We start from the raw sequence: 12,866 nt of genomic DNA, 5'->3' as shown, positions 1-12,866 counted from the left end.
GGCAGCAAGGGATGAAGTTTCTGCCATTGAGCATCATTTAGGTCACCACGATGTAGCGGCATAGAAAGTTACTCCCGTTAGTTTTCAGATATTAGAATCTTCATATTCTCACTTTCTTCCCACTATATCTAATGTCCCTTTTGAGTTTGCAGATACGCCCTAGAAAGCTAACAAATACGTACGGCAAAAATCCGAGAATGAAATATTTAGTTTATGTTATTACAAACAAAATAAATAGAAGTTGAAGTATTAAAATTTACCCAATTTTAGTATATTGTATACTTATACTTTTTTTTGGCCATAAATCAATATTCTTGAAATCCAGCTACAGACTGAACAAAAGGCACCTTGTTAATAAATGTTAATAAAATGCCTTGAGCTTTTTAAAAATAATGAGAACTATCTCAATCATATAATGTCTTCTTTTTTCAGATTTTTTCTACAAACATAAGCAATTTATTTCGCAATAAAAGTAATGTCGGAAAATATTTTTTTGATAGTAGGAGTATATAGTTAAGAAAGGAAAAATGTAAGCATCTACTGTAGTTTTTTTGCTATGTCACTAATTAGCCCAAGTTGAGCTAATTGGTATTTCGGAAAAAGGTTTCTACTTGTAAAAAATCTTTTGAAGCTGAGAAAAAACTATGCAGTTAGCATAGTTTTTGATGTGTAGCTCGATCTAAATCCATACAAAATTTTGAACCATACTCAGGAACAATGAGCAAGGATAAAAACAGTAGTTACAGCGATTTGCCGAAGTCGAAAGTCATAAGGACACCAGCTCGGTGTCAAGTAATAAGACCACAAGTCAGATTGCCCCTCTAAAACCTTACTGGCGAGACTTTTGAACGGAATACAACTCGTTACTACCAAGATAGTAATGAGATTGGGAATATTGGTGCAGCTATTTTTTGGGTGGTCTAAAGTTGTGAAAAGATTTAGCGCGATTTCCATACTTGTAGTGGCGACGATTCTAGTTGGACATACAGTATCAGCACAGATTGGATCAGAACCTTCTCAGCCTTTAGCTTCGCTCAAAACCGTATCAATTCCAAAACCAGACAATAAAGAACTGAAAGACTTTGTGCAAGACGAAAAAGCAGCACTTGTTCTAGGCAAATCTTTGTTCTGGGATATGCAGCTTGGTAGCGATGGTATTCAATCTTGTGCCAGTTGTCATTTTCACACTGGAGCAGCCAACAGATCTAAAAATCAAATTAACCCAGAACCAGGGAATGTTTTTGATATTGGGGGCAGACCAAATTACCAACTGACGGCAGCAGATTATCCATTTCACAAGCTATCAGACACCAACAACCGTTCTTCAACAGTTTTAGCTGATAGCAATGATATTACTGGTTCTCAAGGAGTGTTTAGGTCAGAATTTGTTGATGTTAATCCTGGCAGCGCTCAAGATATTGTTACGCCCCTAAAAGATGGAGTCTTTAATGTCGCTGACATCAACGTCCGTCAGGTAACGGGGCGCAACTCCCCTACCACAATCAACGCTGTTTTCAACTTCCGTAATTTCTGGGATGGACGCGCTCAAAATATTTTTAATGGAGTAAATGAATTCGGCTTGAGAGATCCTAACGCCTTTATTTTGAAGGCAACTAAAAAAAATGAACTATTAGATGTGCATGTCAATCTCAAAAATTCGTCCCTTGCTTCCCAGGCAGTGGGTCCCCCCTTAGTGCCTTTGAGACGGCGGCGGAAAATTTGCCGATCGCACCTCTAAGAGCTACCTTATCTGAAACCACAGGTAAAGTTACAGTTGTTAAACCTAGTTCTCAAGAGGTGATTGACAACTCTTCCATAGAACTCAGTGCCGATGAGACATCTGCTGATAGTAGTAGAGTGTCAGAACCATTACCAACGAAGTCACTCAAACCTCTCAAACGAATAGGGAGAAAGTTGGGTAAGAAGTTGACTGTGCTTAGACCTCTTGGCAAACAGCTTGTTGCCACAGACGATAGCGTTCTTGGTAGTTATCCCTCTTTTGTCACTTTCAGGAGAGTAAAATCTAGAACCTGCTTTAGCTCAGGATTTTGGCAAAATGACTACAAAGGAAGTCTGATGTGAGAAAATAAAGTTTAAAAGCTTTACATTACAAGCTTTTTCAAGTTTTAGTTTGTTTTTTCCTTACTCAGAGTGACAAAAGAGGGATTATAGTCGAGGAGGTCAGCCGGGATTGAATGTGGAAAGGTATTCAACCTTAATCGAGCAAGCATTTAAGCGGCAATGGTGGAACTCCAACCTAATTATCCAAGTCGATCCCAAAACTGGCGATCGCACTATTCTACCTCTACCCAAGGGCGGCTCATTGAGTACCATTCAGTACACGCTCATGGAGTACAATTTCTCACTGTTCTTTGGACTAGCAGTTCAAGCTTATGAGGCAACATTAGTTTCAGACAATTCACCCTTTGACCAGTACTTTGATGGAAATTCCTCCGCTTTAAGTGATCGCCAGAAGCGAGGACTAGAAGTTTTCCAAAACAAAGGCAAGTGTATCAACTGTCACGAGGGAGCAGAATTTACTAATGCTTCAGTGAAGAACGTCGAAAAAGAACGCCTTGAACGCATGATCATGGGAGACAATGAAGAAGCTATTTATGACAACGGCTTCTACAACATTGGTGTTAGACCAACCTTTGAAGATCTAGGTGTGGGTGCTAAAGATCCTTTCGGCAACCCGCTTTCTGAGTCTCGATTAGCTCAAGAAGGGACGTTCAAGAAACTCCTAGGCGAGAAACTTAACATTAAAGTAAATGCTAAGGACAGAATAGCCGCAGATGGAGCTTTCAAAACCTCTGGACTGCGTAATGTAGAGCTTACTGCTCCCTATTTCCACAATGGCGGGCAATTGACTTTAGAGCAAGTAGTCGAGTTCTACAATCGAGGCGGAGATTTTCACGAGCAAAACATTGATAACTTGGATGCGGATATTCAGAACTTGAATTTGAGTGCTGAAAATAAAGCTGATTTGGTAGATTTCCTTAAATCGCTAACGGACGATCGCGTGCGTTATGAAAAAGCGCTCTTCGATCACCCCCAGCTATTTGTCCCTAACGGACATCCGGGAGATCAAACCTCTGTTACAAATAGCGGTAATGGACAAGCGACCGATCAATTACTAGAGATTTCGGCTGTTGGACGCAATGGTGGGAAAGGTACGCCCAATTTCCTCGCTAGTTCAAATTAATAGCACCAGTAAAAGCAATCAAAAGCCCGTCTAGGCGGGCTTTTTTGCATCTATAAATTGGTTGGGATTAGAACTACTGGCGGATGCCTACTTGCATCTATCCACTTATTGGCAATAGGCATTCGCCAGCCAGTACCAAAAGCGCGATCGGTAATTTTCAATCCTGGTGGTGCCTGTCTGCGTTTAAATTCTGCTCTTGCTACTAGCTTTAATACCCGATCGACAATAGCTGGATTGTGTCCAGCCGCAACAATTCGATCTGCCGATTGATAATCGTGAATTAAGCGTTGTAAAATATCGTCCAACACATCGTAAGGCGGTAATGAATCAGCGTCAACTTGTCCGGGTTTGAGTTCCGCACTTGGAGGCTTATCCAAAACATTGGCGGGGATGGTTTCAGTTGTGCGATTTAGCCAGCGACAGATAGAATAGACGCGAGTTTTCGGGACATCGGCGATCGCAGCCAAACCGCCATTCATGTCACCGTACAAAGTACAGTAACCTACAGCCATTTCGGACTTATTACCTGTAGAAAGTACCAGATAACCAAATTTATTTGCGATCGCCATTAGCAAGTTTCCCCGAATCCGCGATTGAATATTCTCCTCCGCTAATCCAAAGCTTGTACCTCCAAATAACGGCTCTAATATTGTGTCGTAACCTCTCATCAATTCACCAATAGGCAAAATTTGGGTGCTAATCCCCAGATTTTTAGCCAAATGCAAAGCATCTTGGACGGAATGATCCGAACTATAGGGAGAAGGCATTAATACCGCTAAAACATTTTCTTTTCCCAACGCAGACTTAGCAATTTGGGCAACTAATGCCGAATCAACCCCACCACTCAAACCAATAACTACCTTGCTAAAGCCACACTTGCGAGTATAGTCGCGAACGCCCAATACCAAAGCTTTCCAGATTTCCTCATCCTCATTTTCTGGCATAGGTGCGATCGCCCTTGGCGCTACCCCTGTGGCGATCGCACTTGGTTGCAAATCTTGCAACTGTTCGTCAAATTCTATAACCAATAGATCGGTTTCAAAAGCACGAGCGCGACCGATTATTTCGCCTTTACGATTAAAACCCACACTACAACCATCAAAAATTAAGTCATCATTTGCGCCTACTTGATTGGCGTAAATAATTGGTTTTTGATAGCGAATAGCAGCGTGTCGCAGCATTGCTTCTCTGAGATGGGGTTTAGCAGCGCTGTAGGGCGAAGCAGACAGATTGACGATCAAATCTACATTCAAAGCCGCCAAGTCAGCAATCGGATTACTTGCATAGCTGCGCTTTCCCCAAAAATCTTCGTCATTCCAAAAGTCTTCGCAGATAGTGACACCAATTTTTAGCGCCGAGAAACTAAAGGAATTGATATGCAATCCTGGCTCAAAATAACGGTGTTCGTCAAATACATCGTAGTTGGGTAAAAGCCGCTTGTGAAAAACTTGCTCAATTTTGCCTTGGTGAAGCAAAGCTGCGCTATTAAATAACGGTTTACCGCCAGATCGATGGGATTGCTCGTTTGGATGGACGCAGCCTACTAATACCGCCATTGTAAGAGGTAAATCTCGCGCTAATTGCTCCACAGTCGCGGCAATGTCGTTAATAAAACTACCATTAAGCAACAAATCCTTGGGCGGATAGCCACATAAAGAGAGTTCTGGTGTTAGTAGCAAGACATTTTGTTCATCCGCTTGTCTTGCACATTGGAGAATTTGCCGAGCATTACCCGCCAAATCGCCAATAGTTGGATTAATTTGTGCGATCGCAATTTTCATAAATCCTGTTAGCTAAATAAACACCAAAGGCTTATTTTTAAACGGTGCAAAAGCATCCGCATCAAACCGATACAATGTAGCTGGACGACCTGCACCCCGCGATACCTTAACTTTGGTATCCGCCAAAAAACCCAATTTTAATAACCGCGCTCGGAAGTTGGAATAATCAGAAAAATTATCTCCTAGCACCGTAGAATAAAGCTGATATAGATCGCTTAAAGTAAATAATTCGGGCAACACTTCAAAAGCAACGGGGCTGTACTCTAGTTTATTTTTCAGTCTTCTGTGTCCATAAGCCAAAATTTCTTGATGATCGAAAGCTAATTGCGGGACTTCTTTCACCGGATACCAAGCAATCCCGCTTACGCCATCAGCAATTAATTCCGCTTCTTCAAATCTTACCAAAGCAAAATAACTTACCGATAGATAACGCACTCCATAACAATCGGTTGCTTCACGCGGATCGCGGTTTAGACCGCCAAAAGTATACAACTGCTCCAAATACAAATTTTTCGCGCGAATTTTCTCCGCCAAAATTCGATAAGCACCATCTTCCAAAGACTCCCCTTGACGCACTAAAGTACCGGGAAGCCCCCAATAATCTAAAAAAGGCTCTTGGTGGCGCATTACCAATAGAACTAAGAGCCGATTTTGCGAAGTATCGACAGAAAAAATTACATTATCAACCCCGACCTTAAAATCAGCTAAAGGTTGTTTATTTAGTGAATCGGCATTTTTTTGGATGCGTCCTGGCATTTGTACAAATGCTCTCGATGAATATAGGCTTGAATAGGAGGAGTTATAACATCAGTCTCGCCAAAGTCGCGATACGCCGTTGAAGATACATCTAAACCCGTTAGATCCGCAACTTCTACTTTTGTGCCTAAGTCTTGCAATTGCTGTAAATCTTCATTTTCTAGTGTATGTCCTGGTCGCGGCACAACCAAGACTTGAACTTGCTGCAACAATTCTTGGGCTTTGTACCAACGAGGTAACTGTTTGACTAAATCTGCACCAATAACCAATGTAAAATCTACCCGCTCCGCACTCCATAACTTTTTAGCCTTCTCTACGGTTTCCAAAGTCCGACGGCTGCTAAGTTCTGGATAAAACCCAATATTATGGCGTAGCGGGTGCATTTCCTCAATCAATAAGCGCAGCATCATGCCGCGATGAGCTAGAGAAGTTTGGTGTGATTTAAACGGATTATCCGCCGCCCAAATAGCTACCCAATCGTAATGTTCGGAAAGCCAACTAAGAATCTGTTGATGCCCAGAAGTTGGCGGATCGGCACTCGTACCAAATAAAGCAACTCTCATCTATTTTTTTCACTTACTTTTTGAGCTAATTCCTGCAAAGCCGGAGAAATATTCACCTCGCAACTTACAGGTTGGTTGATATCTCGACACTCTGGGGGCAAACTAGCCACAGAATTTGTAGTACGCGATCGAATTTCTGCTAAGCTTTCTGGTAATTGTAGCCTTTGTCCTTGCTTAACTACCAACTGCAATAAGGGTTGAGAATTAGGTGGTTTGGCTTCGGTAATTAATCCTAATTCGTCGTGTTTGACTACTCCATTTTCCAGACTCCGCCAAATTTGCTTGCGTCCTGGATAAGTAACTTTACTTTTAGAGCTTTTCATAACTGGGATACCATCAATTTCTACTAGCTTATACACCCCATTTACTGGCGCTCCGGTAACTAATTTTGTGCCGATTCCATAGCCATCAATGCAAGCAGAATTTGCTCTTAGCCTAGTTATTTCTGTTTCGTCAATATCGCCACTGGCAATAATCGGCACATTTGGTAAAAGATTTCTGACTACTTTAGACAACTGCTCCAAATTGCCTGAATCTATTCGCACTCCAGCTAATTGCATTTCTCCGCTATTTACTTTTTGCGCTAGTCGTTCCGCCGCCGCCACCGTATCAAAAGTATCAATTAATAGCGTACCACTGGGGAAGTAGCGATGAAAGGCAGTAAAAGCTTGTTCTTCACTGCCTTCTAACGCACTAAGCGCCATGACTAAAGCATGAGCCATTGTACCGCTAGGCTTTTGTCCTAATTTCAACGCCGCGAGTACATTCGATGTTGCATCAAATCCTGCTGCCAAAGCTGCTCGTGCCGCCCATAAAGAAGCTTGGGGACTAAAAGCCCTCCGCGTACCAAATTCTAATAAAGTCGCCTCCGCCCCGGCGACATCTCGTAGACGCGCCGCTTTTGTGGCTACCAAAGTTTGATAGTTCAAAGTGTTGAGCAAGTAAGTTTCTACTAACTGCGCTTGCCATAGTGGGGCTTCTACCCGTAACAATGGCTCATTAGCAAAAACTGCTGTTCCTTCTGGTAGTGCCCAAACATCGCCTGTAAACCGCGCTTGGGCAAGCACAGACCAAAATTTATCGGGTGCATGAGCAAAAATACCCGTTGCTTTTAAGGCTTCTAATCCCGCCGCACTAAAACAAAACTTGTCTAGGTACTCTAATGCTTGCGCCAAGCCCATAGCTATTAAATAGCCAAATCCTGCGGGCAACTTGCGCGTGAATAATTCAAAGCTTGCTTGTTTTTGTTCTACGCCTTCACCTACATAGCTGGCTGCCATTGTAAGTTGGTAAAGATCTGTCAGCAAACTGTAGTCTTGTCCTTCAGTTAAGGTTAGCTCTTGAGATGGTGTAATTGGTTGAAGGCGATCGTCTTGCAGACACTCCCAGTTGGGGGAAGTAGTCATGGCGCAGCTACCTCGATACGTTTGCTTTTTTAATTATAGTGTATTTCACCAAAATGCTAATAAAATTTAGTTATTATTTGGTATAAACAGGCAAGGTAATTGTTTTATTAAGTTTTATTTATGGTAATTTATAAATAAACTGGGCGATATAAAGTAATGCGAATCTGAGCAAACAAATACTGCGAATGCTTGCAAATGATTGAGATGCGATCGCATTTACTCCATTTACTCATTTAAGAATTTAAAATACAACTAATAACATTCCTTAGCATTTGCTTAGAGGTTTGGTTTTATGAATATTTCCCAAAGAGTTCTCAGCAGTCTTCAATATCTTTTTGAAGGAGTAGCACGAATTTTTAGCCCTACCGATGATGAATATCCTCTAATTGGCGTGCAACCTTTTGCGGGTGAACCTTTTAAGCCGGGTACGGGTTGGTACTAAAAAAGATTGTTTTAAATCTAATACTCAAAAAAGCTGGTGGAAATAGATTTATGTTCACCAGCTTTTTTATAAGATAAAACCCCAAGAATTTACTTGCGCGATCGCAGTTTCCGTTAAAAAGTATATTTAATCGTCGAGTGCTAGTTATCTTAGGCTGTTCTGATGGACAGTTTAGTGTCCCTTCGATAACTACAAAGTAGGGGAAACGATAAAAACCCTACACCACAACCAATTAACAGAAACTATCAATCAATAGCAAGAGTGCGATCGCTTGCTTCCCAGACACCGTTCTCCTTAAGAAAGCAATTAGCAGGACAAACAGCAAAAAGCCTGCCACGACCTAGCAAAATAGATGAACAATCATCTGTATTGCTTGTACTAATCTTCTACACAAATCAATCATTATTAATCAATCAAAAGAAATAGCTTACGGTTGATTAATTGTATATTTGAGTAGCCTTTGAGTAGATGCTAGGAGAAAAACTACTTGTAGAGGTAGATTATCTGGTTAAAAAATGCGATCGTACTTTTGGTAGATACTCTAGCCCCAATAATAGGGCAATAGTTCAATTAAAAGAAAGCCTAAAGCCGCACTTCCTAAAGGAACAGTCAAGTTATCAATACCATATACAGAAAAAGCTTCTAAAATTGTTGCCAGCACTGCAACTACTAGAGACACTACCCAAGTTTGCCAATGATTTCCTTGTACGCTCAAAAAAATTAAGCTGGCGACAATAAAGCTTACTAGCGCCATTGTGCCAGAACCTTCCCAGCTTTTTTGATTTTCCCAAATTTTATAAGGATGTTTGCCAAATTTTTGACCAATTATAGCTGCCAAACCATCGCCCCAAGTCATTACTAATATGCCCAAAACTGCATACTGGGGGCGATTAATGTTCCAAAACCAAGCAACTAATATGCCAATACTTACTGCATAAAAAAACGTACCCAAGCTTTTACGTCCGACGCTATTAATTCCAGGTAAAATCGGAAAGCGATAAGACAATAAAGTAATTACACTTGCCAAGATTGAAGCGCCAATGCCGACAATAGCCGGAATATGCAGCCACCAAGCAAATAAAATTACATTACCCGTACCAATGTGGACGACTTTGCGAACAACTTCGGAGTTACCATTACCAGAACGATTTAGCAAAGATGCTACAAGTAAAAGTAAGCCTATCCAAAGCACGACACTCGCAATTTGTAGACTTGTAGGCGAAAGTGAAGTATCCAAAGTGTCTATTGTAAAAAATAAGCTCCTCAATACAAATGTAGTAGATTCTTTCTAAGGTGAAGCAGAGAAAATGATTAAAATGCTGCTGTTATGGCTAATTCGCGGCTATCGCTTATTTATATCACCCTTATTTGCGCCTACTTGTCGTTTTCACCCAACGTGTTCAATGTACGCAATAGAAGCTATAGAAAGATTTGGGGCGATAAAAGGTAGTTTTATGGCAACAAAGCGAATTTTGCGCTGTCATCCCTTGCATCCGGGTGGTTACGATCCTGTACCCCCAATATCTAAAGAAGTTACTAAATGAAACCCTATCAGCAAATTGCGATCACCGAATGTGGGGAATCGCTAGTACCAATTCCTTTAGAAATATTTGCCGTTGAATCACCCCATCCTTATCAGCTATTAGGTGCAACTTATGCAGAAATGTCGCCCTATTATCTGCGTAAATCTGTACTCGATAGTTTAATCAAGGCGCAAAAATATCTACAGTCAAAATATCCTGGCTGGCGGATTCAAATATTTGATGCTTATCGTCCCATTGCCGTACAACAGTTTATGGTAGATTACATTTTCAACCAAGTAGTTGAAACGCAAAAGCTGAGTATTGCTAATTTATCCCCAGCAAAGCGCGAAGATATTTGGCAACAAGTTTATCAAATTTGGGCAGTCCCAAGCTTAGATCCGCTTACTCCACCGCCTCATAGTACAGGCGCAGCGATAGATATTACTTTAGTAGATGGTAAGGGTAAGGTACTGGATATGGGTTCGCCTATAGATGAATTATCACCCGCGTCGCATCCTAATTATTTTGCTAATAGTAATTTACCCGAACATCAGCAATACCATCGCGATCGCCAATTATTACGGGAAGTAATGGATTATGCTGGTTTTGCGGGTCATCCTGGTGAATGGTGGCATTTTTGCCAAGGCGATCAAATGTGGGCGTGGTTAAGTAATACTATTAATCCTACTAATCCTGTGGTAGCGCGTTACGGTCGGGTGAAACAATAATTACGCATCTTGAGGATTTAGCTTCATCATCTCCCAAGTAGTGTAAGTACCGATTGGACTCCAAAGTATATAGGGAACAAGCAACAATGCTGCCCAACCAGAAATTGGTAATACTATTAGTGTGAGCAAAATCCCAATAACTGCGCCAGTACCGCCGATAATTGTGCCAATTTTTAAACTGCGGAGTCTAAACATTACTGGAGTATAGGCGATAGTAACTATTTCTAATAATAAATATAGCCCCATCACTAACCAATTTTTGCTATTTTCCCAGACTATATAAGCCGACCAAGCACCGCAAATAAAAATAGTAATCCAAATAAAGGGAATTGCAAACTCAAAAGTCAACCAACTAGGGCGACGCAAGCGATTAAACCATTTGCGATCCTTTGGTGTAAAAAAATTTGCCGCCATCGCTACAAGTAGCGTTACACCCCCAATCACCAGCCAAGATCTAATCATATTCCTCTTATTGCCTTTCTTATTAATCTTGTCTGTTGGCACTAATAGCAATCAACTCTTTGAATTATTCTGCGCCAGGATTGAGTTGGATCATTTCTTCGGTAGTATAAGTACCGACAGGACTCCAAATAATATAAGGAAGGAGTAAGCCTGCGGCTAAACGGGAGATTGGGAAAATTGCGATCGCAAGTATTACACTCAAAACCGCTCCCGATCCGCCTAAAATCGTCCCTACTTGCAAACTACGGAGCCTTAGCGTTACAGAAGTATAGGACACGGTAATAATTTCTAAAAGTAAGTATAAACCCATCAACAGCCAAGTTTTGGTACTACCTGGCTCCTGTTGCCACACTATATTAGCTGACCAAGCACCGCATATAAAAACAACTGTCCAAATAACTGGGATTAGAGGCTCAAAAGTTAACCATTTTGGGCGGCGCAATTGTATAGCCCATTTAAGATCGCGGGGTTTAAATAATACGCCGCCGAAGGCAACAAGGAAAGTTACCGCAGCGATCGCCATCCAAGACTTAACCATACTAGCCTTATTGTCTTAACCTTACACATTTATAATGCCAATGGGTCAAAGCAAGATTAATCTGCCTTAAGTTTGAAATAGATTATTTACATAAGTTGTTGTTATTTTGTAATTTTTTGATGAAGATTTTGCTTATCCAATCAACTTTTCTAGATTGGTTCAATTTATTCAGTATATTCCCCATTTTTAAAACAATAGGTCGGTAATATAGTGAAGTTATAGCTTTTAAACTTAATTCATAAAAACATGAAAAATAGCGCACTTTCCAAAGAGATTGGAGAAATAAAAACGGCACTTTTAATTATATTAGGTTTTGTTTGCTTAATATTATTAAGTACCTGGCTTTAAATTAAAACTTAGGGAAATGCGATCGCCTTCCCAGGTTTTTACACTATAGCAGCCCTAATTTTTTCAACGCATTTTCCGCCGCACGTTTTTCCGCTTCTTTTTTACTATGACCTTTTCCTCTGCCGTATTCTTTACCTTTTACACATACTTTTGCCGTAAAATCTTTATCGTGATCTGCTCCTGACTCGCTTACTATTTCATATTCGGGTAATTCAGTAGATTTAGATAAGAACCATTCTTGAAGTAAACTTTTATGATTTTTGTTTGATTGAAAGTTAACGATATGTTTAGCAGCTGCAAGAAAAATTGGCTTTAAAAAATCACGCACAGCCTCAAATCCAGAATCAAGATAATAAGCGCCAATTACTGCTTCAAAAGTGCTACTAAGTAGGTTGAGATTGTTACAGCCTCCACCTAATTTTGTGCCTTTACCTAGCAACATTCTTCCACTTAAATTCATTTTTTTAGCAAATTTAGCTAACTGTTGTTCATCAACTAATGCAGAGCGTAATTTAGTAAGTTTGCCTTCGTCCATTTGTGGATAATGCTCGTAAAGTAATGAACCAATTAGAAAACCGAGTAAAGCATCACCTAAAAATTCTAAGCGCTCATTATTTTCTGTTTCTTCAGGATGTTCGTTCATATAAGAGCGATGGACGAAGGCGCGATGTAATAATGAAAGGTTTTTAAATTTTGGCAAATTGAACATTATTCTTTCAATTTCTTACAAGGTAAGTGTTTTGTAGTTTTTAAACCCTCTAAGATTTTTTGATTACCGATTGATTGAGGAGAATATTTTGGCGGGACAAGACGGTTTCCAGGGGAATGATTACAAGACCAACAAGCTAAATATAAATTATCAAAAGAGTTAGATCCACCAAGACTTGTAGGAATTAAATGTTCCACAGTTATTTCCTCGCGTTTAAGTTCTTTACAGCACCAACAGCAGATAGATCCATTTAATCCGATTCGTTGGTAAATTTTGTTATACCAATTCTGAATGAAGGTGCGCTAAATTAGCATAAGTGTAAGGGGAAAGGAAAAGTTATGAGTCGTCCGTTCCAAGTGGAGATATCTGAAAGCAAAGAAATGTTGGAGAAAGCACTCAAATATG

Annotated in this window: 12 protein-coding genes and 1 pseudogene; 4 read left to right on the top strand and 9 right to left on the bottom strand. The window is 40.4% G+C overall.

The features are described from left to right. The first annotated feature begins 880 nt into the window (after window positions 1-880). Window positions 881-3,205, top strand: a pseudogene (locus tag AC2VE5_RS20615) (cytochrome c peroxidase). Between the two features lie 50 nt (window positions 3,206-3,255). On the opposite strand, the gene AC2VE5_RS20610 reads toward AC2VE5_RS20615, so the two are convergent. From AC2VE5_RS20610 to AC2VE5_RS20595, 4 genes are read right to left on the bottom strand one after another with little or no spacing between them, the layout of a single operon-like run. Further along, on the bottom strand, window positions 3,256-4,986 hold the full coding sequence (locus AC2VE5_RS20610) for an NAD+ synthase (RefSeq protein ID WP_486889554.1): 1,731 nt from the start codon (window positions 4,984-4,986) through the stop codon (window positions 3,256-3,258). 12 nt (window positions 4,987-4,998) lie between these two features. Then, window positions 4,999-5,742, bottom strand: coding sequence for an NUDIX hydrolase (locus AC2VE5_RS20605; RefSeq protein ID WP_486889553.1), 744 nt, complete (start codon window positions 5,740-5,742; stop codon window positions 4,999-5,001). After that, complete coding sequence (locus tag AC2VE5_RS20600) at window positions 5,706-6,305, bottom strand: nicotinate-nucleotide adenylyltransferase (RefSeq protein WP_486889552.1); 600 nt, start codon at window positions 6,303-6,305, stop codon at window positions 5,706-5,708. The genes AC2VE5_RS20605 and AC2VE5_RS20600 overlap by 37 nt, the downstream gene beginning before the upstream one ends. Further along, window positions 6,302-7,711 carry a nicotinate phosphoribosyltransferase gene (locus AC2VE5_RS20595; RefSeq protein ID WP_486889551.1) on the bottom strand — a complete coding sequence of 470 codons (1,410 nt, stop codon included), beginning with the start codon at window positions 7,709-7,711 and terminating at the stop codon, window positions 6,302-6,304. Before AC2VE5_RS20595 ends, AC2VE5_RS20600 begins: the two co-directional genes overlap by 4 nt. A 292-nt stretch (window positions 7,712-8,003) precedes the next feature. Between AC2VE5_RS20595 and AC2VE5_RS20590 the strand changes: the two genes are divergently transcribed. After that, window positions 8,004-8,153, top strand: coding sequence for an isochorismate synthase (locus tag AC2VE5_RS20590; RefSeq protein ID WP_486889550.1), 150 nt, complete (start codon window positions 8,004-8,006; stop codon window positions 8,151-8,153). A gap of 541 nt (window positions 8,154-8,694) precedes the next feature. Here the strand turns inward: AC2VE5_RS20590 and AC2VE5_RS20585 are convergent. After that, window positions 8,695-9,390 (bottom strand): diacylglycerol/polyprenol kinase family protein, encoded by a 696-nt coding sequence (locus AC2VE5_RS20585; protein WP_486889549.1) that lies wholly within the window; start codon window positions 9,388-9,390, stop codon window positions 8,695-8,697. Between the two features lie 73 nt (window positions 9,391-9,463). On the opposite strand from AC2VE5_RS20585, the gene yidD reads away from it, so the two are divergent. Next, window positions 9,464-9,697, top strand: a complete 234-nt coding sequence (gene yidD / locus AC2VE5_RS20580) for a membrane protein insertion efficiency factor YidD (RefSeq protein WP_486889556.1) — start codon at window positions 9,464-9,466, stop codon at window positions 9,695-9,697. Further along, window positions 9,694-10,404, top strand: a complete 711-nt coding sequence (locus AC2VE5_RS20575) for a M15 family metallopeptidase (protein WP_486889548.1) — start codon at window positions 9,694-9,696, stop codon at window positions 10,402-10,404. Before yidD ends, AC2VE5_RS20575 begins: the two co-directional genes overlap by 4 nt. Here AC2VE5_RS20575 and AC2VE5_RS20570 read toward each other — a convergent pair whose 3' ends face one another. The 4 genes from AC2VE5_RS20570 to AC2VE5_RS20555 form a co-directional block, all read right to left on the bottom strand. Further along, window positions 10,405-10,866, bottom strand: coding sequence for a TspO/MBR family protein (locus AC2VE5_RS20570; protein WP_486889547.1), 462 nt, complete (start codon window positions 10,864-10,866; stop codon window positions 10,405-10,407). A gap of 64 nt (window positions 10,867-10,930) precedes the next feature. Next, window positions 10,931-11,404: a TspO/MBR family protein gene (locus AC2VE5_RS20565; RefSeq protein ID WP_486889546.1), complete on the bottom strand. Its 474-nt coding sequence runs from the start codon at window positions 11,402-11,404 to the stop codon at window positions 10,931-10,933. Between the two features lie 391 nt (window positions 11,405-11,795). Continuing rightward, window positions 11,796-12,461, bottom strand: a complete 666-nt coding sequence (gene rnc / locus AC2VE5_RS20560) for a ribonuclease III (protein ID WP_486889545.1) — start codon at window positions 12,459-12,461, stop codon at window positions 11,796-11,798. Beyond that, entirely contained in the window at window positions 12,461-12,703 is a 243-nt protein-coding gene (locus AC2VE5_RS20555; protein WP_486889555.1) for an HNH endonuclease, read from the bottom strand. The genes rnc and AC2VE5_RS20555 overlap by 1 nt, the downstream gene beginning before the upstream one ends. Window positions 12,704-12,866 lie beyond the last annotated feature (163 nt).

The organism is Aliterella sp. E5.1 (assembly GCF_057473825.1).
Note: the sequence above shows the minus strand (reverse complement) of the source record. Positions and strands in the feature narration are given on the sequence as shown.